Source organism: Amycolatopsis sp. NPDC043885 (assembly GCF_056435685.1).
This window is the reverse complement of the sequence record NZ_JBWKEA010000008.1, coordinates 298,547-322,503: the sequence shown is the minus strand read 5'-3', so window position 1 is coordinate 322,503 and position 23,957 is coordinate 298,547. Positions and strand designations below refer to the sequence as shown.

Here is a 23,957-nt window from a genome sequence, read left to right as displayed (position 1 = left end):
ATGGATAGCTTTACTTTCTGTTATGGGAAGTGGGGCTATCCATCTGGAGGGAATCGTGGACGGAACAGTGGGCAGGCGCGCCTTGCTCGGGGGCGCGATGGCAGCCGGTGTCACGATGCTGGCGGCGAACACGGCCACGGCGGGGGAAGACCGGCGGCGGTTCGCGGGCAAGGTCGTGCTTGTCACGGGGGCGACGTCGGGGATCGGCCGTGCGGCGGCCATCGCCTTCGCCGCGGCCGGTGCGAAGGTCGGTTTCTGTGGCAGGCGGGAAGAGCTCGGGCGTGAGGTCGAGCGGGAGATCCGCCGTGCGGGCGGGGAGGCGACCTATCTCCGGGCGGACGTCCGGGTTCCCGAACAGGTTCAGTCCTTTGTGGACGCCGTCGTCCGGCGGTACGGCAAGCTCGACATCGCGTTCAACAACGCCGGGATCCACCTCGGCAAGCCGCTGCACGAGATCTCCCTCGACGAGTGGGAGGACGTGCAGCGCACCAACGCGCGCGGCGTGTTCCTCTCGATCAAGTACGAGGTGCCGCATCTGCTGAAGGCCGGCGGCGGGGTGATCGTCTGCACCGCGTCGGCGCAGGCCGACCAGACCAGGCCGGGGCACGCCGCCTACACCTCGAGCAAACGCGCCGTGCAAGGCCTGGTGCGCGCGGCCGCGCTGGACTACGGCGCGAGGGGGATCCGGGTGTTCTCGATCGATCCGGGGACGATCGACACCAGGCTGGTGCGCCCGCCGGGTATCCCGGACGACCTGTGGGCGCGGTTCAAGGAGGCTTGGGGGCCGCTGAACGTCCACGGTCCGCGGAGGATGGGGGAAGCCGCGGAGATCGCTTCGGCCGTCCTCGCCCTGGCGTCACCGGATTTCGCCTATCTGACCGGGACTTCCGTTCTCGTCGACGGCGGCCTGAACACCGGGAGGCCGATGGTGATGCCGCCAGGGTTCACCCCGCCCGCCTGAGCGGCCGTCGGGTTCGCTTGAAGCAAAGGCGGTAGTGAAGGCCTCCTTTCCTACTCTGAAGGTAGGGAAGGAGGCCTTCACTACGCTGCCGACGGTGCTTGGCGAGACCCATGGTCTGGAGATGTTCCGCGAAAGCCACAGTGAGGTGTGATGTCCCGAAAGTGGCTTTCGCGACACGATCGCAGACTGCCCTGAGCAGACCGCCCACCGCACGCGAAACCTTTACCCACCCCTCGATAACCGTCCTTGAGCGGGCGCGCACTTCTTGGCCTCCGCGGCGGCCGGCGCGGCAGGAGACCGGGGGTGTCCGTGACCGGTTCCTGCGTGGCGTCCATCGCCTTGACGGCCGCGTCCATGGCGGCTTCGTTCCCGGACTTCTCCAACCGCTGCTTGCCCGCGGTCGCCGCGTCCCTCGCGGCGGCGTACTGGTCCACAAGGGACTTCTTCACCGCATCGGAGGGGTGGAGGGTTGCCCTCAGCCGCAGCCGCCCATGATCCGGGTCAGTTCCCCGGGCAGCAGCGGGGGCTCCGGCAACGGATTCGCGGCGGGCGCCCGCATCCCGTCGAACAGCAGTGCGAGATGGCGGCGCCAGACCTCCGGCCGGACGGCCGCGGTCGCCTCCACGGTGCGCGCGATCCCCCAGGTCACAAAGGCCATGTCCTCGAGGGTGAAGTCCGCGCGCAGGGCGCCGCTCTCCTTCGCGCGTTCGACGATCCGGGTCATGAGTTCGTAGCCGCGTTCGAGGTCTTCGGTCTGCGGCGGACGCGTCGAGGCGAGTTCGTTGTAGCCGCGATCGGTGGCCTGCAATTCGCAGACCCGTTCGACGAAGGAGGTCAATCCGATCCAGGCGTCGTCGAGGGAAAGTGCGTGCTCGGCCAGCTTCGCGACGGTCTCGGTCCGGTCGGCGAACACGGCGTTCACCAGATCCGCGCGCTGGGGGAAGTGGTTGTACAGCGTGCCGATGCTGACGCCCGCGGTCTTGGCGATCTCTTCGAGCGCGACGTCGAGGCCGCGCTCCGCGTAGAGCCCCCTGGCGGCCTCGACCAGCAGGTCGCGGTTGCGCTGTGCGTCCTTCCGCAGGGGTTTGGTCATGACGGCATCATAGCCAAGTTGAAGGTGGCCTCAAGTTACGGGTATAAGTTGAGGAGACCCTCAACTTAAGTCTCCGGGAGGACATATGACCAAGACGCTCGCGATCTTCGGCGCCGGACCGGTGCTGGGACTTTCGCTCGCGCGTCGCTTCGGCCGCGAGGGCTTCCGTATCGCCCTCGTCGCGCGCACCACCGAGAACCTCGACGCGCTCGTCGCCGAACTCGACGGCGACGGCATCGAAGCGAGCGGGTTCGTCGCCGACGTCTACGAGCCGGCGCGGATCGCGGCCGCCGTCACCGCCATCGGCCGGATCGACGCGGTGGCGTTCAACCCCGGCGGCGGGACCATGGGCGAGGGCATCGTGCCGGTGCTCGACGTGGACCCGGAGAACCTCCGGCTCATCCTGGACCGTTTCCTGGTGTCCGCGGTGGCGCTGGTGCGGGCCGTGCTGCCGGACATGACCGAGCGCGGCGACGGCGCGATCCTGTTCACCGCCGGGCAATCCGGCCTGCACCCGGCGCCCTTCCTCGGCAACGTCGGCATGGCGCAGGCCGCGCTGCGGAACTATTTCCACAATCTGAACGCCGTGCTCGCGGAGAAGGGCGTCTACGCCGGGGCCGTCAACGTAGGCGCGCTGATCGAGGGCAGCGTGCCGCATCGGGCGCTCACCGCGAGCCCCATGGACTTCGAGCCCGAGGTGATCCATCCGGACGTGTTCGCCGACGCCTTCTGGAAGCTTTACGAGACCCGTGAAGCGCCGGAAGCGCTGGTCGGATCCTTCGGGAGGTGACCTACTTCTCGACGGCGTAGGCCTCGATCTCGACCTTCATCTTCGGGTCGAGCAACGCCGACACCTCGACCATGGTGGCCGCGGGCAGCACGTCGGCGAAGGCTTCGCGGTGCGCCCGCGCCACCAGATCGGCGTCCTTGATGCCGGTCACGTAGGTGACCGTGCGCACCACGGCGGACAGGCTGGAGCCGGCCTCGCGCAGCGCGGTCTCGATGAGCGACAGCACGGCCGAGGCCTGCTCGTAGGCGTCGCCCGAGCGGGCGGGTTCACGCGCCGTGGTCCCGGAAACGTGGATGTGCTCGCCGACGCGCACCGCCCGGCTGTAGCCGAAGACCGGCTCGTAGTCGCCGCCGGAGGAGATGTTCACCCGTTCAGTCATGACCCGAACGAAAGCACAAGGGGTCCTGTACCGGAACACCGGTACAGGACCCCTGGCCTTTACTGCTCTTCCTTGTCCTCCGGCGGTTTCTCGTTCGCGGCCGGCGGGATGGCCTTCGTCAGCTCGACGATGGTCTTCCCGGCCATGCCCGAAGCGCCGTAGGTCGGGTCGCTGAGGATCTTGGTCGTCTTCTCGATCGCGTCCGCCACCTTGGGGAACCGCTTGTGCAGATCGCCGATCGGGAAGCTGTTCCAGTAGTCGAACCGCTTCAGGATGTCCGCCGCCCCGTCCACCCCTTCCAGTTCCTTCGCCAGCTTCTCGCGCACGACCCGGAGGGGCATGTCGCTGAGCTTTTCCCGAGGGGGCTTGGGCGGAGTGTCCGGAGTGGTGTCGGACGGTTTGGTCGGCGGGCCTTCGATCGGCTTCTTGCCGCCGGGCATCGGCGTGCCACCGCCGGGTTTCGGCTTGGGCAGCGTGACCTTGCCACCGGCGAGCGTCAGCTTGACGACCTCGTCGGCCGCGCCGCGCGTCTTGGCCAGGATCTTGATCATCTCGGCGAGCTTCTTGGCCGTGTCGGCGATCTGCTTGGCGATCTTGGCGATCGCCACGGCGACCGTGGTCATGATGGAGGCGATCGCCGCGATGATCGAACCGCCGAAGGTGACGGGCGCCAGCGCCACCGCCACGATCGCGGCCTTGAGGATGCCGGCCAGCGTCATGGCGATGATGTCGCGGACGATGCCGCGGACCGCGCCGATCACGGCACCGGCGATCCCCATCTGCTTGCCCGCGAAGTTGATGTACTCGGCGAGCGCGTCGATCTGGGCGGCGACGCCTTCCATGTCGGCACGGAACTTGTCGGCGGCCTCGCCGTCCCACTTCTCCATGAACTTCTTGGTGGCGGCCGCGTGATCCTCAGACCACTCCTTGACGGCCTTGCCCTCGTTGTAGATCGCCGTCTTGGCCGCCTCGATGCCCTTCGGATCACCCAGCAGGAAGTCCAGCGGCCAGCGGAAGATGACGATGTGCTCGATCAGCCAGCCGATCCCGGCGGTGAGCAGCGACCCGATCGGGTCGACGACCATGCCGAGGACCTCGATCGCCATTCCCGCCGAGGCCAGCCCGATGCTGAGGCTGTCGCCGTCGTCGACGGCTTTCTTCAGTGAGAACGCGGAATCGAAGAAACCCGCGCCCGCCGTGTCCCCGCTGCCCGCGAGGAAGCTGCGATTCTCGTCCTTGAAGTCGTCGGCCTTGGTGCCGCTGCCGTTCCCGAAGTCGTTGCGGCTGTACTCGTCGCTCACTTGACCTTCACCTCGTCGATGCCCTTGCCGGCGTCGGTGATCAGCTTCTCGGCCTCTTGCTCGTTGGCGTCGTACTTCTTCGCTGCCTCGCGCACCCTGTCCGAGAACTCCTGCACGTTCTCGGAGTACTTGTTCAGGTGGTCCCGCGCCTTCGCGCAGTGCATGCTCGCGCCGGCGCCGTAGATCTGGCCGCCGAAAATGCCGAAGATGCCGGGGTCGGCCACGCAGCTGCCCACCATGCCGGCGCTCTTCCGCAGCGCGTCTTCGAGTTTGTCGAGGTGACCGGCGAACTCGTTCAGGGCTTCCGTCTTGACACCGAATCCGCTCACCACGGGCTCATTTCATCGTCGTCGGGGGAGGCCGGTCGCCGGGGTCGCGGCGCCGGGGGGTTCGGCGGCCGCACGGGACGGCCGGGCTGCGGGGGCATCGGGGGGCCCGCCTGCGGTGGTGGCGGCGGCCGGTACCCCGCCTGAGGAGGCGGCGGCTCGTTGTGCGCCTCGGGGGCCCACTTGTCCTGTTCCGGGTCGTCCGGCGCCTCGTCCTCCACCTTCGGCAGGAACGTGCGGACCAACCGCGCGGCCTCGTCTTCGCCGTTGATCTCGGTGTAGGACTCGGTGACCTTCTCGACGGTCTTGCGCTGGGCCTCGCGCACGGTCTGCATGACCAGTGAGGAGAGCCGGGCAGGCCCCAGCGAGGTGGCCCGGTTGCCGAACTCGATGGCGCTCAGCGAGCCGTTGGCTTCGACCGTCACCGTCACCGAGCCGTCGGGAGACCGCACCGTGGACGCGGACGCGGTGAACGCTGCCGTCAGGGCATGGGCTTTTTCCTCGAGTTTCTTGGCCTCTCGCTCCAAAAGGAGTGCGAAGTCCTCACCTGCGTCGAAATTGGGTTGCATGCGTCGCCTTGGCCTGGTTGGGATGGGATCACTATCGGGAGGTCGACGAGGCGGAACACCCCCGGCTTCCCCGCACGGAGGGTAGACCGGCCGTACTGGTTCCGCAGTGGACCGGTAGGTCACAAGCTGATTCGCCCGTATCGTTACCACCGGGCGCGCATCCGGACAACCCCGGTGATCGAGAACTGCCCGAAAGGTCCTCGGGACTGGCGGATCGGGGCAGGACGATGATCGTGCGGAACGCCGACAGAGACGACGTCATGGCCATCTGCCGCTTCGCCGAGGAGTATGTCCGAGCCCACTACGCGCCGTTGATCGGCGAAGAATCCGCTGCCAGACAAGTGCGGATGTGCTGGAACGAGACGGACATCGCCGGCGCCGTGGCCCGCGGTTCGGTCGTGGTCGCCGAAGAAGACGGATACCTCGCCGGCGTCGGGCAGCGCGGTCGCGACGGTGACGAGTACGTGATCGGCAAGCTGTATGTGCATCCCCGGCATCGCGGTGGCGGGTTGGGCCGGTGGCTGCTCGATGTCCTCATCGGACAGTTGCCCGCGGACGCCGAGCGGGTGTACGCCGAGCACTTCGTGGCGAACGAACGCGCGGCAGCCTTCTGCGAGCGCGAGGGTTTCACGGCGGAGCGGAGCGAACTCGGCGTCGTGCGGCGCGTGCGGGATCTCCGCTAGCGGAGGTTCCGGGCGAGGGGCCCGTCGAGCCAGCGATCGACCTGGCGCTGACCACGCAGACGGACGACGACGAGGTCCGGATACCGGTTCTCGGCGATGGCCTTGTGCACGCGGGCCCGGATGATCGGGTGATAGCGCCAGGCGAGTTTGACGATGTGGTCGCGATCGGTGAAGAACGTGCGCAGCGGGCCCTCGACGTTGCCGCCGGCGATCTTCGAACCGCGCCCCACACGGCGTTTCAGCGTCCGGATGACCGTGCGTGCCACGGTCATCGCACGCGGATGATCGAGCCAGACCAGGACGTCCAGCCGCTCGGTCATCCGCTCCCGGACCTCCTCGCCCTGCCATTCGATGGCCCACTCGTCCCCGCTGATGAAGTCCAGGACGTCGGCCTGCCAGGTCTCCCGCACCGTCCAGCCGGGCGCGTGGAAGAAGGACTCGAACTCGACGAACGGAAACCCCATGCGCTCGCACAGGGTTCGCGCCAGCGTCGACTTGCCGGATCCCGCGGGGCCCGCCACCGCGGCCCGCCGGATCCGGCGCGCGGGAAGAGCGTCGTCCGGCCCGATGATCTCCATGCGGGGAGCATAAGGAGAATCGGGTGGGCGACGCGCCTCGGGTGCGATCGGCCTTCCCTCTTCACTACCGGTTTTCGGCGGCCTTCTTCAGATCCTTCAGCCAGATTTCGAGGCCCTGCCCGAGCATCGCGGTGGAGCCGGGCACGTCCTTGTCGACCTGCGGGCCGGTGTGGCTCTCCTCGGTGCGGACGATGACGCCGCCGGGGACCTTGACGAAATTCCAGACGTGGACACCGTCGATGTGCACGCCGCCGGGGCCGTCGAGGGGGCCGGTCCAGCGGATGCACTTGCCGGGCTGGAGTTGCCGGACGGTGGAAACGATGGTCACGTCACCGGGCGGGTAGGGCATGCCGGGCGGGACGGGTATGGTCCACTGGAAGCGAGAATGCTTGCGCAGCGGGCCGTGGTCCAGACGTTTCATGGTGACGGGGATGGCGGGGTTCTGCCAGGACGGCCAGGCCTCCACGTCGGTCTGCAGGTTCCAGATGGTGCGCAGCGGCGCCTTGACGAAGGTCTCGGTCCGGTAGTGCACCTTGGCGGACCGGTCGATGCCTTTGCCTTGGCACGTAAGCGAAGCCGGCTTGGTGTGGTGGGCGGGCGCCGCCTGGGCGGGCGCCGTGGCGCCGAGGACGCCGGCGAGGGCCAGCGGGACCGTGAGCAGAGCGGCGCGTGTGCTGATCCGGCGGCGTGCGATGCGGGTCATGTCTCTTTCTCCTCCGCTTGTTAGCGCTTGTCGCGATAGTTATAACCTATAGCGGTCACCCCCTGAGCGTCAAGAGAAACCGTGAGAGGTTCTAACTGGCGAAGCGCGTGAAGGCCCCCTTCCCTCGGCTCAGCCGAGGGAAGGGGGCCTTCACGCGCGAAACCGCGGGGCTCAGACCGTCCGGCCGAGGAACGCCAGGAACCGCGCCTGCGGGTCGGCGTCCGCCGGCGGTTTCACCCGCGGCCCGAAAGTGCCCGGAGTACGGCTGATGATCAGCCGGGCGAGCGAGAACGACGGTGCGACGATGTCGGGATCCATGCGCACGTCCACGCCGAGCGCGGAGCCGATGTCCCAGGTGTGCACCAGGGTGTCGAACGTCAGCAGCGCCAGGTAGTCCGTGACCGTCGCATCAGGACGGTTGGCCACGTACCACGCGGGAGCGGGCCGAGCTAGCAGTCCGCCGGTGACGACGGCACTTGTCGCCGCCCGGGTCGCGCGCCAGCGGGCCAGCGGGTCTTCACCCGCCAGTTCCCCTGGCTTCTCGGAGCCCGCGGGCCCGTTCTCCACCGTGAATTCCCGGCCCGACGCGTGGTGGTGCAGCACCTCCAGGCCCCAGATGACGTGACCCGTCACGTCGCGCACAGTCCAGTGTTCGCACGCCGACGCGGCGTCCCACTGGTCCGGCCGCACGGTGGCGAGCACGGCGTCGAAGGCGTCTTGTGTCCGCCGGTGGCGATCCAAGGTTTCCATGGGGTTCCCCTACTTCAACGTCGCGTCGATGGCGGCCGTCAGTTCTCCGGCTCCGGGCACCAGGGCCTTGTCGAGCGCGAGGGCGTACGGGATGACGGTGCCGTCCGGACGGCAGACCCGCCTCGGCGGCGCCACCAGATCGAATTCCTCGGCCGCCGTCGCGACGATCTCCGCGCCCAGCCCGCACATGCGGTTCGAGTCGTCGATCACGACCAGCCGCCCGGTCTTGTCGACCGATTTGCGCAGGCATTCCCAATCGAAGGGATAGACCGTGCGCGGGTCGACGATCTCGATGTCGACCCGGTCGGCGAGGCGCTCGGCGACCTCGATCGCCGTGCCGACGTGCTGGCCCACCGCCACGACCGTCAGGTCGCCGCCCTCCCGGACGACGTTCGCCTGCCCGAGCGGCACGATGTCCTCTTCGCCCGCGTAGGACACATCGGTCGCGCCCAGCAACGACGAGGGAGCGAACACGGCCACCGGATCCGGATCCTGGATCGCCGCCCGCAGCAGCCCGTAGGCGTCGGCGGCCAGCCCCGGGACGACGGTCTTGACCCCCGCGTGCGCGAGCAGGCTGTACGGGTTGTCCGAATGCTGCCCCGCCCAGCCGAACCGCGAGCCGGATCCGGCCACGAGATACGTGACCGGGATCCGGACCTGCCCGCCCGTCATCAGGGAGAACTTGTGCGCCTGGTTCACGATCTGCTCGAAGACCAGGTAGATCAGCGAGGAGATCTGGAATTCGATCACCGGTTTCTTGCCCGCCATCGCCGCGCCGGTCCCGAAACTGGTGAAGGCCTGTTCGGACAGCGGAGTGTCCAGCACCCGCTCCGGGCCGAACCGGGGCAGGAGCCCCGAAGTGACGCCGCTCGCCCCGACACCGACGTCTTCGCCGAGCAGGAAGACGTCTTCGTCGGCCGCCATCTCGGCGTGCAGGGCGCGGTTCATCGCGTGCATGTAGCCGAAGTTCTCCGGCGAAGGAAGCCCGCTCACAAGATCACCCCAGGCCGGACGGCGGCCGTTCCCGCGTACAGGTACATCAGTGCGTCCTTCGGATCGGGCGACGGGGCGTTCTTCGCGAACGCGACCGCCTCGTCGATGGATTCCTTGACAGCCGCGTCGATCCCGGCGACGACGTCGGCACCCAGCCGATCGCCCAGCAGGGGGATCGGATCCCGTTGGCGCCAAAGGGCCACTTCGTCGGGATCGCGGAACTCGACACCCAGGAGTTCGAGCACGGAATGGTGCCCGAAGAACCGGTACGTCTCGCATTCCAGGAACGCCGGGCCCCGCCCCGCGCGAACCCCTTCGAGCAGTTCGGCGGCGGCGCTCTCCACCGCCTCGACGTCCATGCCGTCGACACCGCGCGAGACCAGCCCGAAGCCTTCGGCGCGCCGGGCGGCGCCGCCCGCGAGCCCCGATTCGAGTTTGAGGCTCGTCGCGTACCGGTTGTTCTCGCAGACGAACAGCACCGGCAGGGACCAGATCGCGGCGAGGTTGAAGGCTTCCAGCAGGACACCCTGACTCATCGCCCCGTCACCGAAGAAGCTGACGACGACCTCGGAATCGCCGCGGGCCTTGGCCGCCCACGCGGCGCCGGAGGCGATCGCGCCACCCGCGCCGACGATTCCGTTGGCGCCCAGGATGCCCAGCTTCATGTCCGCGGCGTGCATCGATCCGCCGCGGCCCTTGTTGAACCCTTCGAGGGTGCCGAGCAGTTCGGCGAGCAGGCGGCGCGGGTCCGCGCCCTTCGCCAGTACGTGGCCGTGTCCCCGGTGGGTGCTGGTGATGAAGTCCCGTTCGGTCAGGTTCGCGCAGATGCCCACGGCGACGGCTTCCTGCCCGATGTACGGGTGGATACCGCCGTCGATCTCCCCGGCGATGGCCATCGCCAGGCAGCGTTCCTCGAACTCGCGGATCAGTTTCATGGACCGGTACAGGGCCGGCCGGTTCTCGCTGGTCATTTTCGCGACAGCCCTTCTGCGGAGGTCCGGACGAGCATTCGGTCGACGTAACGGAGCAGCGCGCCGTCATCGGGGCTCGGCACGACGACGGGCTCGAATTCGCTGCTCGGCAGGCCGCTCGACGAAGAGGATCCGAAGAGCAGCTTCAAGATGGCGTGTTCCTCGGGGGAACGCGCTTCGAGCGCCGAGAGCCAGTCCGCCACCGGCAGGGTGCCGATCTCGGTACCGGCGCTCCGCAGGAGCCCCACCAGGTACGTGAGGCGCATCGGGCGTTCGCCGGCCAGCACGAACCGGCTGCCGTCCGGCCGCCGGTCCAGGCCGAGCCGGGCGAGCGCGCCCGCCGTCTCGTCCACCGCGATCCACGGTTCCTCGATCTCGGTGTCGGGCGCGGCGCCGAGTTCGAGGATGGCCCGCAGCACCCGCAGCATGATGTCCCGCGTGTTCCCTTGCCCGGTCCGCGAATCCCCGACGATCCGGGGCAGGCGGCAGATCGCCGCCGGCATCCCGCGTTCGTACGCGGTGGTGACCAGCTGCTCCGCGTGCGCTTTGGTCTCCGCGTATCCGCTGCGGGAGCCGTTCTCCTCACCGGCGGAAATGGTCGACACGAACTGCAGCCGCTTGAGCCGGGTGGTGGCCGCCAGCCGGATCAGCTCGCGGGTGCCGCCCACGTTGGCGCCTTCGAGTTGTTCGTAACTGGAGAGCGCGTCGACCCAGGCGCCGTTGTGGCAGATCAGGTCGATTTCGCCCGCGAGCCGTGCGAACACCGCGTCGGTGAGGCCGAGCCCAGGCGCCGCGAGATCGCCGGGAACGACGCTGATCCGCTTCTCGTCGACGTCGTCCCACAGGCCGTAGCGGTCGAGGTTTTCGCGCAGCCGTCGCCATCCCGATCCTTCGTCCGCCGCACGGACGAGACAGTGCACCCGCACGTTCTCGCGGGTCAGCAGCTCGCGGACCAGGTACGCCCCGACGAATCCGGTGGGGCCGGTGAGCAGGATCTCCGCGACGCCGCCGGTTCCGCGCGACGGCAACGGCTCAGGGAGGACGTCGCGAAGCCTGGCCCGCGGATCGAATGAGCGCACGGCGGCCTGCCGCTCGCCGTTGATCTCTTCGGCCAGCTTCGCGATGGTGGGCCGCTCGAACAGCGTCCGCAGCGGCAGGTCGATCCGCAGGGTCTCCCCGATCCGGACGGCGAGCTGCGCGGCCTTGAGCGAGTGCCCGCCGACGTCGAAGAAACTTTCGTCCCTGCCGACGGTTTCGCGGCCGAGGACCTGCGCCCAGATCGCCGCCAGCTTCTCTTCGGTCGGGTTGCGCGGCGGGGCGGCCTCGTCCCGCCGGAGGTCGTCCTCGGGTTCCGGCAGCGCCCGGACGTCCAGTTTCCCGTTGATGGTCAACGGGAGTTCGGGAAGCGACACGAACGCCGACGGCACCATGTACTCCGGCAGTTCACGGCGTAGTCCGGCACGCAGGGTGGTGTCGTCGAAAGTGCCCTTGAGATAGGCGACGAGCCGCTTCTGGCCCGAACCGTCTTCACGGGCGATGACGGCGGCCTGCGTGATCTCCGGCCGGGCCAGCAGCGCGGTTTCGATCTCACGGGGTTCGATGCGGAAACCGCGGATCTTGACCTGGTCGTCGACGCGGCCGAGGTACTCGAGATCGCCGTCGGCGTTGTGTCGCACGATGTCCCCGGTCCGGTAGAGCCGGCCGCCGGTGGTGTCGTGGTGGTCGGCGACGAACTGTTCTTCGGTGAGCTCCGGTTGTCCCCGATAGCCCCGGGCGACACCGGGACCTGCCACGTGGAGTTCTCCCGGCACCCCGGTCGGTGTGGGCCTGCCGAGTTCGTCGAGGACGTACACGCGCGTGTTGCCGAGCGGGCGGCCGATGGGGATTCCCTTGGCGTACCCGGGAACAGGGGCGGGGATCGGGTGACAGGTGGCGAACGTGGTGCATTCGGTGGGGCCGTACCCGTTGAAGAACTTCGTACCGGGCAGCGCGGCGACGGCGCGGCGCACATGGGTAACGGACAGCGCCTCGCCGCCGACGAGCAGCTGCCGGAGCCCGGCGAGCGCCGAGGTGTCCTCGTCGACGACGTGGTTGAACAACGACGAGGTCAGCCACGCCGTGCTGATCCGGTGCCGGGTGATCGCGTTCGCGAGCGGCCGGGCGGTGAGCACCCGCTCGGTCGAGATGACGCAGGTCGCGCCGGTGAGCAGGGCACCCCAGATCTCGAAGGTGGCCGCGTCGAAGGAGATCGCCGACGCGTGCAGGACCACCTCGTCCGGGCCGAGGATGCCTTCCGGCAGGCCGGTGACGAGGCGGATGATCGACCGGTGCTCGATTTCGACACCTTTGGGGCGGCCGGTCGAGCCGGAGGTGTAGATGACGTAGGCCAGGTCTCGCGGCCCCACTCCGGTTTCGAGTGCGGTCGGTGGCTCCTCGTCGAGCGTCGGATCGCCGATCAGGTCGGTCGTGATCACCAGCCGTGCCCCGCCGTCGGTGAGCAGGAGCCGTTGGCGTTCCTCGGGATACTCCGGGTCGATCGGCAGATACGCGGCGCCGGTCTTGAGGATCGCGAGCAACGCGGTGATCAGGCCCGGCGAGCGCGGCAGGCAGACGCCGATGACCGTCCCCGGTCCGGCGCCCAGCGTGCGCAACCGGTGCGCGAGCCGGTTGGATCGGACGTCGAGTTCCTCATATGTCACGGAATCGCCGCCGCAGACCAGCGCTGTCGCCTGTGGACGGTCGCGCACCTGTGCGGCGAACACCGCGGGCACCGTCGTCGGGGAGGGCAGCTCCGTGGTCGTGTCGTTCCAGTCCTCCGTCAGCCGCCGGAGCTCGGCATCGCTCATCATCGACCAAGCGGAAAGCGGCAGCTCCGGCTCGGCGGACGCGAGCAGTTGCCGGAAGTGCCGGACGAAGCGTTCGATCGTGACCTGGTCGAACACTTCGGCGTTGTAGTCGATCCGCGCTTCCAGCACCCCGTCCCGGTCCGACACGAGGCATTCGAGGTCGAACGGTTCCGAGCGGGTGCCGACCGGTGCGACGTCCGGCAACGGTTCGTCCACCACCCGGAGCACGACCTGTGCGAGCGGAGTGCGGCCGAAGTCCCGCCGCGGCGCCAATTCCTCGACGAGACGCTCGAACGGGACGTCCTGGTTCGCGTACGCGCCGAGCGTGGTCTCCCGCACGCGGCCGAGCAGCTCCGCGAAGGTGGGATCGCCGGAAAGATCGGTGCGCAGCACCAGCATCTTCGCCTCGGGCACGGGGACACCGACCGTGACGTCGGTGGTGCGCGCGTAGCGGGACAGCACGACGTCGAAGGCCGCCAGCAGCGTCATGAACAGGGTGGTGTCATGACGGCTGCCCGTTTCACGGATTCCGGGGTCCACGTCGAAGGAGAGCGAGCCGGCGCGATAGGACGCCACCGGCGGCCGGGCGTGATCGGCAGGCAGCTCCAGCGCCGCGGGCAGGTCATCGAACTGCTTGCGCCAGTAGTCGAGCTGTCCGCGCAGGGCCTCGAAAATCGGCTCGTCGGGATGCGCCAGCGTGTGCTCGACCAGCCGGATGAGCCTGCCGACGAGCCGGGTGGCGGTGGAGCGGTCGAAGAGACCGGTCCGGAACACCAGGGAGCCGTGCAGTCTGCCGTCCTGCACATGGGTCACCAGTTCCAGATCGAACCGGGTCGCCACCCCGGCCCAGTGCACGCTGGAGATCTCGCCTTCGCCGTCGGCGGGGATCTCGCCGTTGTGCACGACCACGACGTCGAAGATCGCGTTGCGCCCGGCGTCGCGTTCCGGCCGGACCTCCGCGACCACCTGATCGAACGGTGCCTGCTGATGCGCGTAGGCGTCGACCATCTTGGTGCGCGCCACCTTCAGCAGCTCGCGGAACGACATCGACGGCGTGATCCGGGCGCGCAGCACGACGGTGTTCACGAAGAAGCCGAGGACGTCGGCGAACCGGCGGTCGTCACGACCGGCCAGCACCGTGCCGATCGTGATGTCCTCCTGGCCGGAATGGAGGGCCAGCAGTGCCTGGAACACCGCGGCCACGGCGCTGGACAGCGCGCATCGGTTCCGCAGCGCGAAAGAACTGAAGGCCTTCGTGAGTTCGGCGGGGAGCACGAAATCGACATGGTCGCCCGCGAAGCCGGGATTGCCCGATCGCGGCCGGTCCGTCGGCAGCCGCAGCGGCTCGTAGCCGTCGAGCTCACGCCGCCAGTAGTCGATGTGCTCCGCCACCGAGCCGGCGGCCGCGCGCTGCACCGCGACGTACTCCTCGTAGGTCACTTCGAGTGGCGCGGGGGTCTCCGAGCGGTACAGCTTGACGACGTCCTCGGTCACGATCTGGATGGACCGGCCGTCGGTGATGATGTGGTGGTTCACCACGCACAGCACCGCCGACCCGTCGGCGCATTCGACCACCATCGCGCGGATGGGCGGCGCCGCCGCGAGGTCGAACGGCTCGCTGACCAGATCGGCCGTGTGCTTCTGCCAGTCGTCGTCTTCCGCGACGCGCCGGGCCACCGGGATGCGGAACCCCGGGGTCGGCACGGCGGCCGGTGTCCCGGTCTCGTCCACGACGAACCGCCAGCGCAGCACCGGATGCCGTTCGACGAGCGCGCCGAGCGCCCGGTCGAGCACGTCGAAGTCGACACCGTCGTGGAACCGGAAGACGATCGGGATGTTGTACGCGGCGCTGGTCCGGTCGAGTTGCTGCACCAGCCACAGCCGCTCCTGCCCGAGCGACAACCTCATCGATTTCTCCTTCATCGGGCGTTCGCGATCAGGGCCTGCTCGTCGACTTTCCCGTTGCGGGTCAGCGGGATCTCGTCGACCACCACCCAGCGGGCGGGTAACGCGTAGCTCGGCAGCCGCCGCGACAGGAACGCGCGCAGGGCGCGGGGTTCGGTGTCCTCGCCGGGGTGGACGACGATGGCCGCCACGAGCTGGGGGTTTTGGTCCTCCTGCCGGGAAACGACGATCACGGCGTCGCGGACACCGGGGTGACCGGCGAGGAGGGTGCCGATCTCCTCGGTTTCGATGCGATGCCCGTCGAGTTTGATCTGCTTGTCCACGCGGCCCAGGAAGACCACGTTCCCGCCGGGGTCGAGCCGGACCAGGTCACCCGTGCGATACAGGCGTTCGTCCACGTCGGGGGAGAAGTGGCCGAAGCGCTGCTTCGTTTCGGTCTCGTCGTCCAGGTACCCGTCGGCCAGGCCCGTTCCGGCCGCGTACAGCTCGCCGACGCCGCCGGGCGGGACGAGGCGGGCGTTCCGGTCGAGTACGAAGACCCTCGTGCCGGCGATCGGCCTGCCGATGGGCAGGGGCCCGTCGATCTCCGCGCCGCCGCGCACGGTGTGCGTGGTCGTGAACGTGGTGTTCTCCGTGGGGCCGTAGCCGTTAGTGAGCACCAGCCCGGGGTAGGTGTCGAGTATCCGTGCCGCCGCGTCGTGCGGTACGACTTCGCCGCCGCTCAAGAGCCAGCGCAGCCCGGCGAGCGCCTGCGGCCGTGAGTTGGCGACCAGCCGGAACAGGCTGGCGGTCAGCCAGGCGACGGAGACCTTCCGCTCGGTGAAGAACTTCTCCAGTGCCCGGACCGTCGGAAGCCGTCCGGGAAAGGCCTCCAGGGTCGCGCCGTTGAGCAAGGTCACCCAGATCTCGTACGTCGACGCGTCGAAGGCCAGCGGCGCCATCCGCAGGACCCGGTCGCCCGGGCGCGTCCGGAGTTCCGCCGTCCGCGCGAGCCTTGTGACCGCGCGATGCGGGACGACGACGCCCTTCGGCTCACCGGTGGATCCGGAGGTGAACGCGATGTACGCCGTCCTTTGTGGATCGTCGTGGCCGGGAGCCGGTTCGGGATCCGCGTCGATTTCCCCACCAGGGACCCAGACGTCGACCCGGGCGAGCCCGCGCAGGACGGGATGACCGGCCGTGGCCGCGTCGACCACCGCCGCCGCGGGCGCCAGCTTGCCGATGATCCGCGCCATCCGGGCTTCCGGCGCGTCGTCGTCGAAGCCCACGTACGCGGCTCCGGCACGGATGATCGCGAGCAGCGCCACGATCTCGCCGACCGACCTCTTGGTGGCGACGAGGACCGTGTCACCGGGCCGCACCCCGGCACGCCGCAGGACTTCGGCGTACCGATCGGCCGCCCGCGCGAGCCGCCCATAGGTCAGCTCGGCGTTCGCGTCACGGACCGCGACCCGTTCCGGGTGAAGCCGCGCCTGTTCCAGGAACAGGGTTTCGATATCGGCCGGAGGCGTGTCGGCGCCGGCCAGCGCGCCGAGGATCCGGCGGCGTTCCGGCGCGATACAGCGCACGTCCTCCAGCGAACCGTCGAGGTGGGCCAATTCGCCCACCGCGGCGGCGACGTCGGCGACGAAACCGTGCTCGGCGTCCGGCACCGCGGTGGCGAACCTGACCTCCCCGGACCGCAGATCCGTGTGCAGGGAAGCGAGTACGAGGTCCACCGGCCCCTCTTCGGCGACGCCGACGGGGTGGACCGAATCCAGGAAGTCCTCGACGCGTGCCTTGTCGTCGACGTGGACCCGGATCACCCTTCCGGCGACCGAGATCGCGGCCTCGGCCGCCGCCGTCCACCGGCACAGGGTCACCGCGAACGCGGCGAGCACCACCTTCGCGCGCCGGTATTCGGACGGCTCGGCCGCGAGCTCGGTCGTCAGATCGTAGGGAGCGGTGAACGCATCAGGCATCGGCCTCGCTGCTTCCCGCGCGCTTGCGCTCCAGCCGGACATGGAGGTGATCGGGCCGCCGGAAGATGTGGCCGCGTTCCCGCAGCCGCCAGAAACCCGGCCGGACGCCGTCGAGCGAACCGCTGAGCCGGACGCCGCCGAACCGGTGCGACAACCGCTCGAACAGCGTGTCGAACTCCGCCAGCGCCAGCTGGATGCCCAGGCAGGTGTGCGGACCGGACGAGAACGCCAGCAGCCGCTGGTCGGTCCGCTCCGGACGCCAGGAATCCGGGTCCTCGAACGCGTTCTCGTCGCGGCTGGCGCTGCCCAGCGACAGCAGGAGCGCGGACCGGCGCGGGACGTCCACCCCGTGCAGGTTCAGGTCTCTGGTCGCGTACCGGAGGATGGTGTGGCTCGGCGGTTCCCACCGCAGCGTTTCGCGCACCACCTGGGTCCGGTATTCGTGGTCCGCCAGCGTCGACAGGTCGACATTGTGCGCGAGTACCGCGTACATGATCTTGCCGATGGTCGCGACGCTCGTCTCGGTGCCGGCGAGCAGGAACAGCGTGGCCGTGCCCAACATGGATTCGTCGAGCGGTTCGCCCGGCGGGAAGACGAGGTCGAGGAACGGCATCCGGCCGCCTTCGCGGCGGTCGGCGAGTTTGTCCTTGAGGTAGCCGATCAGCTCCGCCTTGGCCGCGAGCGCCGAATCCAGCGAGGTCGCCGGGAACTCGATGGCACCCGCCAGCGGGAGCACCCGTGGGCGCAGCCAGGCGGCGTCCTCCGGCGGCAACCCGAACAGCCGGGTGACCATCGCGTAGGGCACTCCGACCGCGACCCGTTCCATGAACTCGACGTCGACCTCGTCCTTGGCGCCCATTTCGGCCTCGATCGAGTCGAGGACCTGGTCCACCGCGGGGATGAGGATCTCGGTGCGCAGCCGTTTCACCGAGGCACCGGCGAACAGCGGCATGAACAGCTTCCGCAGATCGCGATGGCGTGGTCCGTCGGTGTCCAGCAACGTGCGGCCGAACAGGCGGCGGCTGCTGCGCATCGGGAACCCGCTGCCGACCTCGCGGTCGGCCAGCAGGGCCTGGACGTCTTCGAACCTGGTGACCAGGAAGGCGTTGAACGCCGCCGACCAGTGCACCGGATCCGAACGCCGGAGCTCGGAGTAGATGGGCCAAGGGTCGGCGAGGAATTCGTCGGAGCTGAAGTCCAGTTTCACCGGGGCGGTGCTCATTTGTCGCCTCCGTTGCCGACCAGTTCGGTCCGGGACTTCAACTGACGTGCGGCCTCTTCCGACGTGAGCCGGATGGACTCGGCGGTGCCCTCGAATCCGCCTGCCAGGGTGGGCACGACCTCGTGCGCGAGCGCGGTCAGCTGATCGAGGGTCGCGCGGTGCGAAATCCACCTGGGGACGAAGAAGTTCAGCGACACCGGGTCGCCGACGCGGTCGATCAGGTCGCGGATCCGGGCCGCGCAGGTCGCGGCGTCCCCGACGATGAACCCGCCCGTGTCGACGAGGTTCTGCAACGTCTTGCGGTGCGCGACCGGGGAATCCGGGATGGGCATGCCCAAGGTGTTCCGGTAAAGGCCTCGGCGCAGCGCGGAAAAACCTTCCAACAGTTCTTCGACGCCCGCGGCGGGGGAGTCCGCGATGTGGACGAAGACGTTGCAGCGGATCCGTGTCCCGCCGGCGGATTTGTTCCGGTAGGCATCGACGCGCTCGATCAGCGCGCCCACCGGATCCGGGTCCATTCCAGGCCGGATGGCGCCCCAAGGCGGTGCCACGTGGACGGTCGGGGTCGTCGACGTGTCGGTCAGGAGCTCGATACCGGCCGGGCTCAGCGAAGACGCGACGACGGTCTCGATGGTGCCGGGACCCCTCAGCGGCTGGAGCTGGAGCACGGCCTTCTTGACGGTGAACCACGGCGTCGTCGTGTTGACCGTTTCGCCGTTGAGGAGCGCTTGCACCGTCCCCAGCGCCGCACGGAAATGGTCGCGGACCGAAGCCGGATCCACCCCGACCATTTCCATGTCGTGGACGTAGGTTCCGGTGCCGACGCCCAGGATCGCCCGGCCGGCGGTGAGGTGATCGAGCAGCGTGATCCGTTCCGCGACGTGCAAGGGGTGGTGGTACGGCAGCGGGATGACACCCGTGGCGAATCGGATACGGCGCGTCTCACGGGCCAGCGCGGCCATCAGCATTTCCGGGGAACTGAGCGTGCTCCAGCCGCTGGAATGGTGCTCGCCGAGCCAGATCTCGTCGAAACCCAGTTCGTCGACGAGGCCGCACAACTCGATGTCGCGTTTCAGCGACGCGTGCGGGCTGACCGAAGGGTCGTGGAAGGGAGGCAGGAAGCAGCCGAATGCCTTTGCGTTCATCTCAATCCTTTGTCTGGGGGCGGGCGATGGTGCTGCCTCAGGCCGATGGCACCTGTTCGAGCAGGTAGTCGCAGAACTTGTCCACAGTGGTCAGATCCTCGTTCTCTTCGAGGTCGATGAACACGTCGAGCTTCGTCTCGATCTTCTCGATGAGCGCCAGGTACTCGATGGAGCTCATACCCGTCTCGGGGAACTCCGTGTCCGCTTCGATGGTCTGGTTTTCCAGAACGCCGCCCGCGACCTCGGTCAGAAGGGAGAAAATCTGCTGACGCAATTCCGCCCGCGCGTCTTCCGCGTTCATGTGTCCCCTTTGCTGAATCCGCGCGTGAAGGCGCGGATGGATGAATGCTGAATGGTGATCACGCCGCATTCGAAACGCGGCGGTTCATTCGATGATCACGACAGCGAAAGTCACCCCAGTGTGCTCGCTGTCGTTCCTCCCAGTACGCCCGGACATCCGTCCATGCGGGCGATTCGAACCATTGTTGCCCGAAGCTTCCGATGTCCGCAACAGTCCGCGAGACCGATCTTCGGTGTTCTTCCGCGGTTACGTGACGAAATGATCAATGCGGAATGACGTGAAGGGGGCTTTCCGTGCGCGCGTGCACGGAAAGCCCCCTTCACGTCTGGTCAGCGCTTGCGCTTCTGCAGCAGTTCCGCGAACTGCCGCCAGTCCTCCGCTCGCGCCCTGGCGAGTTCGGAGATCAATTCCAGCCGGTGTTCGGGGATGTTCCTCGCGACCTGGTCCCATTTGTCGCGGTCGTTCAGATGCCCGTCCAGCAGTCGCACGAGGGTGCGGCCGGACTCGGTGTAGCGGATGGTGGGGTCCGACCGGAGCCGCTCCACCGCCGCCTGGGTGTCCGCTCCCGTGGGATCACCGCCGTCGGCCGGACGGGGGCGTGGCCTGGTCGCGGCGCGTGCCGCCTGCTCTTCGCCAAGGCGATGCCGGTGACGCACGTCGTGCGCGGTCGCCAGGGAAACGCCGGCGCCGCGCGCGATCTCGCGGATCGAGGCGGACGGGTTGCTCGTGATCAGCTCGTGGGCACGGCGACGGCCCTGTGCCGGGTCCAGCGCGCGGACACGGCCGTCGCGGCCGACGTGGGCGTTCGACTGGGGAACTTCCCCACTCGAACGCCGGCGCAACTTGCCGACCGTCTTGTGGGAAAGGCCCGTGACCGCCGCGATCGCCCGGTCGGACCAGTGAGGGCGGGCGCCGAGGATCCGGCAGGCGGCGGCTTTGCGGTCGGCGAGGGAAAGCGGCAAGCCGTGCGCGATGTTCGCCTTCACGGCGAGGATGAAGGCGGCCTGCTCGTCGCCGTCGAAGAACTGCACGTTGATCGTGGTGGCGTTCTTCAGCTTCGCCGCCTGGAGCCGATGCGTCCCGTCGATCACCCGCATCGTGGGACGGTGGACGAGGATCGGCGGTAGCGGGGCATCCGTCTCGGCGAGCACCCGTGCGTACGCGGGATCCACGCCCGCCGCCCGCGGGGTGTCCCGCACGGACAACTCGTCGAGCGGGACCTCGACGACCTCACCGAGCGGCGGGTCCGAGCCGACCGCGACCCACTCGTCTTCCCTTCTGGCCGCGGGGATCTGCGCGCCCTCCGCAGTTTTCTCCTTATGCCAGTTTAACATCTTCCAGCCCCCAGAACACTTGGTGAATATCAAACCTTTTCAATATTCGAGCTGGTGTGAGTGGATGTCAAGGTCCGTGAGTCGCAATCGGTGGTTCCGGCGTCGCCAGGGTGTTCGACGGTGTCTCGTGTTCTCGGCTACTGTCCGTCGTCATACGGCCGAACGGAAGCAAGTCGCTTGACGGGAGCGCGGAAGCCACGCAACCTGAACTTGACCCGTCGACGGAGGGAAGCCCATAAACCGCTCGGTGAAATACGTCCCCGTGAATTCCGGGGACGGCTCGGCGAATACTCCGCGATTGTTCTTTCCGGTCATCGGATGATTTCCGCCGTCCGCCGTATGCGACGATACTGACCGCTATGGAAGAGGTCCAGGTGGTCGTCGCCCACCATGATTGCGCGACCGTGCGCGCCGGTGACGTGTTCCTGAAGATCGACGCCGATCAAACGCGCACCGACGTGGAAGTGGCGGCGATGACCATGGCGCCGATCCCGACCCCGGAGGTTCTCTGGCGAAAGCCGCCCGTGCTCGCGCTTGCCGCCCTCCCCGGCGAAGCGCTCGGCCGCCTCGGCCGTCCGTCGACCGCGTCACCGGAGGCATGGGCCGCGGCGGGCGCCGCCCTGCGGACGCTGCACGACGCGCCGCTGCCACCGTGGCCGGGCCGAAGCCCCGACGAGGTCGCGGCGCACCTCGACGACGAATGCGAATGGCTCATCACGCAGGATGTCCTGCCCCCGAAGCTGGTCGAGCGCAACCGCCAGATCGCCGAAGCCGCGCTTCGACCGTGGACACCGGTGTTCACGCACGGCGATCTGCAGATCGCCCACGTCTTCGCCGACGGTGACGAGATCACCGGCGTGATCGACTGGTCCGAGGCGGCGCAGGGCGATGCCCTCTTCGACCTCGCCACCTTGACTCTCGGACACGAGGAGCGTCTCGAAGACGTCTTGTCGGGCTACGGCGCCGACCTGGACCTCAACGTGATCCACGCGTGGTGGTCGTTGCGAAGCCTGCGAGCGGTCCGCTGGCTGATCGAGCACGGCTTCGATCCGGCCGCGCCGGGCTGCGAGATCGATGTACTGAAGGCGCGGATGTGAAGGATGGTCATGAACCCGCTCCGTCGTCTGGGTGCCGTCGATCGATCTGCGACGGTGCTTCGGATACGGGGTTTCAGGGGGCGGCCCTGATGAAGGACTTGAGCCCTGCTCATCAGGCAGTCGAGAGGGGTGATCTTCCGCTGCTTCGTGAACTCCTCGATGGCGGCGCTGACATCAACGAAGAGCATGCTGGGCTTACGTTGTTGCACCATGCCATTGACGTCGAGGTTGACAGTCACACGCAGACGGGCGAGCCACTGCACGTGGATGTCACGGCTTACTTGCTTGCGCGAGGAGCGGACCCGAAGCGACTTTCGGATGGCGGTCGCGGCGTTACTGCCGAGCATATGGCGTTCGTAAGCCGTCACTGGTTGGCGTCGGCTCTCTTTGAGAGATGGGGCGCCCGTCGCAACGGAGTGGGCACCTAGCGGTTCGCGCTCGCCGACGATGGAACAAACGTGCAACTGAACCGTATGGTCGATCTGTGTGCCCTCGGCAGGATTCGAACCTGCGACACCTGCCTCCGGAGGGCAGTGCTCTATCCCCTGAGCTACGAGGGCGTTGCCGCCTGAGCGACGTTGGAAGCTTAGCGCATGTCCCCGCAGGGGCTCCCGAGTGGTGGTCGTTAACCGGCGTGGTGCTCCACGAGGCGCGCCAGTAGCCCGGTCGACTGCTCCACTTCGGCGCGGTCCAGTGGCGTGAGGAACGTGTCCTGTGTGCCACTGACCAGGTCTTCCGACCGCTCCAGCCGGCCTTGGTGCGGGGCCGGTGGCATCGGAAATGCGTAGCGTTGGTGGTACCAACGAACTGGAGGCCCGATGATCGAGCCGTTCGAAGTCCGGATCCCCGAATCCGCCATCGCCGACCTGTGTGCCCGCCTGCGCGCCACGCGCTGGCCCGAGCCGGCCACCGTGGACAACTGGGAGCAGGGAGTCCCGCTGGAGTTCGCGCGGGAGCTGTGCCGGTACTGGGCGGAGGACTACGACTTCGGGCTGGCCGATCGGGTCAACGCTTTCCCGGGTTTCAGGACCACTGTGGACGGTCTAGGGATCCACTTCCTGCACGTTCGCTCGCCGGAGCCGGACGCGATGCCGCTCGTGCTCACGCACGGCTGGCCGGGATCGGTCGTGGAGTTCCTCGACGTGCTCGGGCCGCTGACCGATCCCGCCGCGCACGGGGGTGATCCGGCGGATGCGTTCCATGTCGTGGTGCCGTCGCTGCCGGGGTTCGGCTGGAGCGACAAGCCGGCGTCGACGGGGTGGAACGTCGAGCGCATCGCGCGGGCCTGGGATGAGCTGATGGGGCGGCTCGGCTACGAGCGTTACGCCGCGCAGGGCGGCGACTGGGGCGCCGGGGTGACGAACATGCTCGCCAGGGTCGCGCCGGAGCGGCTGACCGGCGTCCACGTCAACATGGCGGGCGTCCCGTATGACGAGGCCGTCCTCGGTGAACCGACGGCCGAGGAGAAGGCGGCGATCAGTGACCTGGCGCGATTCCGCGCGGTCGGGTCGGCGTACGCGCAACAGCAGGCCACGCGTCCGCAGACGCTCGGTTACGGGCTCACCGACTCGCCGGCGGCGCAGGCGGCGTGGATCGCCGAGAAGTTGTGGGAGTGGACCGACAACGACGGCTCGCCGGAGACCGCGCTGTCCTGGCGCCAGATGCTCGACGCGATCTCCGTCTACTGGTTCACCGCGACGGCGGCCTCGTCGGCGCGGATCTACTGGGAGAACAAAAAACAGGACGTCTCGGCCGTTGAAGTTCCTTCGGGTATCTCGATCTTCCCCCGTGAGATCATCCGGCCGTCCCGGCGCTGGGCGGAGCTGCGCTACACCGACCTTCGCTGGTACGAGGTGCTGGCCGGGGGCGGACACTTCGCCGCCTTCGAGCAGCCTGAGGCCTTCGTCGGTCAGCTGCGGGGGTTCTTCCGGTCGCTTCGGTAGCGGTGCGTGGCGAGTCCAGGTTCCGGGAAGGCCCTCCTGGGGGATGGCTTCCGTGTGTGGCTTAAGACATGGTGAATTAGGCTCACCTGTATTGCACATATGCGCA

Annotated in this window: 23 protein-coding genes and 1 tRNA gene; 6 read left to right on the top strand and 18 right to left on the bottom strand. The window is 68.4% G+C overall.

Features of this window, described 5'->3' with window-relative positions:
* Positions 1-55: 55 nt before the first annotated feature.
* Positions 56-961, top strand: coding sequence for an SDR family NAD(P)-dependent oxidoreductase (locus AC069I_RS24685; RefSeq protein WP_478266484.1), 906 nt, complete (start codon positions 56-58; stop codon positions 959-961).
* A 475-nt stretch (positions 962-1,436) separates the two neighbouring features.
* Here AC069I_RS24685 and AC069I_RS24680 read toward each other — a convergent pair whose 3' ends face one another.
* A complete protein-coding gene (locus AC069I_RS24680; RefSeq protein WP_478229646.1) occupies positions 1,437-2,054 on the bottom strand; it encodes a TetR/AcrR family transcriptional regulator in 618 nt (205 codons plus the stop codon).
* Positions 2,055-2,139: 85 nt separating this feature from the next.
* Here AC069I_RS24680 and AC069I_RS24675 point away from each other — a divergent pair, with 85 nt between their 5' ends.
* Entirely contained in the window at positions 2,140-2,844 is a 705-nt protein-coding gene (locus AC069I_RS24675; protein WP_478231858.1) for an SDR family NAD(P)-dependent oxidoreductase, read from the top strand.
* 1 nt (position 2,845) lies between these two features.
* Here the strand turns inward: AC069I_RS24675 and AC069I_RS24670 are convergent, their stop codons facing one another.
* From AC069I_RS24670 to AC069I_RS24655, 4 genes are read right to left on the bottom strand one after another with little or no spacing between them, the layout of a single operon-like run.
* Positions 2,846-3,223 (bottom strand): RidA family protein, encoded by a 378-nt coding sequence (locus tag AC069I_RS24670; protein WP_478266483.1) that lies wholly within the window; start codon positions 3,221-3,223, stop codon positions 2,846-2,848.
* 59 nt (positions 3,224-3,282) lie between these two features.
* A complete protein-coding gene (locus AC069I_RS24665; RefSeq protein ID WP_478266482.1) occupies positions 3,283-4,524 on the bottom strand; it encodes a hypothetical protein in 1,242 nt (413 codons plus the stop codon).
* Positions 4,521-4,853, bottom strand: a complete 333-nt coding sequence (locus AC069I_RS24660; RefSeq protein WP_425341953.1) for a type VII secretion target — start codon at positions 4,851-4,853, stop codon at positions 4,521-4,523. The genes AC069I_RS24665 and AC069I_RS24660 overlap by 4 nt, the downstream gene beginning before the upstream one ends.
* Positions 4,850-5,419: a YbaB/EbfC family nucleoid-associated protein gene (locus AC069I_RS24655; protein ID WP_478229650.1), complete on the bottom strand. Its 570-nt coding sequence runs from the start codon at positions 5,417-5,419 to the stop codon at positions 4,850-4,852. The genes AC069I_RS24660 and AC069I_RS24655 overlap by 4 nt, the downstream gene beginning before the upstream one ends.
* Before the next feature lie 227 nt (positions 5,420-5,646).
* Here AC069I_RS24655 and AC069I_RS24650 point away from each other — a divergent pair, with 227 nt between their 5' ends.
* Positions 5,647-6,102 carry an N-acetyltransferase family protein gene (locus AC069I_RS24650; protein WP_478266481.1) on the top strand — a complete coding sequence of 152 codons (456 nt, stop codon included), beginning with the start codon at positions 5,647-5,649 and terminating at the stop codon, positions 6,100-6,102.
* On the opposite strand, the gene AC069I_RS24645 is transcribed toward AC069I_RS24650, so the two are convergent.
* From AC069I_RS24645 to AC069I_RS24595, 11 genes are all read right to left on the bottom strand, one after another.
* Entirely contained in the window at positions 6,099-6,680 is a 582-nt protein-coding gene (locus AC069I_RS24645; RefSeq protein ID WP_478266480.1) for a P-loop NTPase family protein, read from the bottom strand. The genes AC069I_RS24650 and AC069I_RS24645 overlap by 4 nt on opposite strands.
* A 64-nt stretch (positions 6,681-6,744) precedes the next feature.
* Positions 6,745-7,383, bottom strand: coding sequence for an SRPBCC family protein (locus AC069I_RS24640; protein ID WP_478266479.1), 639 nt, complete (start codon positions 7,381-7,383; stop codon positions 6,745-6,747).
* Positions 7,384-7,554: 171 nt separating this feature from the next.
* Positions 7,555-8,133 carry a TIGR03086 family metal-binding protein gene (locus tag AC069I_RS24635; protein ID WP_478266478.1) on the bottom strand — a complete coding sequence of 193 codons (579 nt, stop codon included), beginning with the start codon at positions 8,131-8,133 and terminating at the stop codon, positions 7,555-7,557.
* Between the two features lie 9 nt (positions 8,134-8,142).
* A complete protein-coding gene (locus AC069I_RS24630; protein WP_478229655.1) occupies positions 8,143-9,126 on the bottom strand; it encodes an alpha-ketoacid dehydrogenase subunit beta in 984 nt (327 codons plus the stop codon).
* The gene (locus tag AC069I_RS24625) at positions 9,123-10,097 is read right to left on the bottom strand and encodes a thiamine pyrophosphate-dependent dehydrogenase E1 component subunit alpha (protein WP_478229656.1); all 975 of its coding nucleotides are present in this window, start codon (positions 10,095-10,097) and stop codon (positions 9,123-9,125) included. The genes AC069I_RS24630 and AC069I_RS24625 overlap by 4 nt, the downstream gene beginning before the upstream one ends.
* Positions 10,094-14,851 carry an amino acid adenylation domain-containing protein gene (locus AC069I_RS24620; protein ID WP_478266477.1) on the bottom strand — a complete coding sequence of 1,586 codons (4,758 nt, stop codon included), beginning with the start codon at positions 14,849-14,851 and terminating at the stop codon, positions 10,094-10,096. The genes AC069I_RS24625 and AC069I_RS24620 overlap by 4 nt, the downstream gene beginning before the upstream one ends.
* Positions 14,852-14,862: 11 nt before the next feature.
* Positions 14,863-16,809: an amino acid adenylation domain-containing protein gene (locus tag AC069I_RS24615; protein ID WP_478266476.1), complete on the bottom strand. Its 1,947-nt coding sequence runs from the start codon at positions 16,807-16,809 to the stop codon at positions 14,863-14,865.
* On the bottom strand, positions 16,802-18,031 hold the full coding sequence (locus AC069I_RS24610; protein ID WP_478229659.1) for a cytochrome P450: 1,230 nt from the start codon (positions 18,029-18,031) through the stop codon (positions 16,802-16,804). The genes AC069I_RS24615 and AC069I_RS24610 overlap by 8 nt, the downstream gene beginning before the upstream one ends.
* Positions 18,028-19,176 carry an LLM class flavin-dependent oxidoreductase gene (locus tag AC069I_RS24605; protein ID WP_478229660.1) on the bottom strand — a complete coding sequence of 383 codons (1,149 nt, stop codon included), beginning with the start codon at positions 19,174-19,176 and terminating at the stop codon, positions 18,028-18,030. Before AC069I_RS24605 ends, AC069I_RS24610 begins: the two co-directional genes overlap by 4 nt.
* A 37-nt stretch (positions 19,177-19,213) precedes the next feature.
* Positions 19,214-19,477: an acyl carrier protein gene (locus AC069I_RS24600; protein ID WP_034309004.1), complete on the bottom strand. Its 264-nt coding sequence runs from the start codon at positions 19,475-19,477 to the stop codon at positions 19,214-19,216.
* A gap of 329 nt (positions 19,478-19,806) precedes the next feature.
* Positions 19,807-20,811 (bottom strand): ParB/RepB/Spo0J family partition protein, encoded by a 1,005-nt coding sequence (locus tag AC069I_RS24595; protein WP_478231847.1) that lies wholly within the window; start codon positions 20,809-20,811, stop codon positions 19,807-19,809.
* A 359-nt stretch (positions 20,812-21,170) separates the two neighbouring features.
* Here AC069I_RS24595 and AC069I_RS24590 point away from each other — a divergent pair, with 359 nt between their 5' ends.
* Complete coding sequence (locus AC069I_RS24590) at positions 21,171-21,908, top strand: phosphotransferase family protein (protein ID WP_478266475.1); 738 nt, start codon at positions 21,171-21,173, stop codon at positions 21,906-21,908.
* A gap of 89 nt (positions 21,909-21,997) precedes the next feature.
* Positions 21,998-22,336 carry an ankyrin repeat domain-containing protein gene (locus tag AC069I_RS24585; protein WP_478231845.1) on the top strand — a complete coding sequence of 113 codons (339 nt, stop codon included), beginning with the start codon at positions 21,998-22,000 and terminating at the stop codon, positions 22,334-22,336.
* A 59-nt stretch (positions 22,337-22,395) separates the two neighbouring features.
* Here AC069I_RS24585 and AC069I_RS24580 read toward each other — a convergent pair.
* Both AC069I_RS24580 and AC069I_RS24575 read right to left on the bottom strand, forming a co-directional pair.
* A tRNA-Arg gene (locus AC069I_RS24580) sits at positions 22,396-22,468 on the bottom strand.
* A gap of 65 nt (positions 22,469-22,533) precedes the next feature.
* Entirely contained in the window at positions 22,534-22,683 is a 150-nt protein-coding gene (locus tag AC069I_RS24575; RefSeq protein WP_478229664.1) for a hypothetical protein, read from the bottom strand.
* 43 nt (positions 22,684-22,726) lie between these two features.
* On the opposite strand from AC069I_RS24575, the gene AC069I_RS24570 reads away from it, so the two are divergent.
* On the top strand, positions 22,727-23,851 hold the full coding sequence (locus AC069I_RS24570) for an epoxide hydrolase family protein (RefSeq protein WP_478266474.1): 1,125 nt from the start codon (positions 22,727-22,729) through the stop codon (positions 23,849-23,851).
* Positions 23,852-23,957 lie beyond the last annotated feature (106 nt).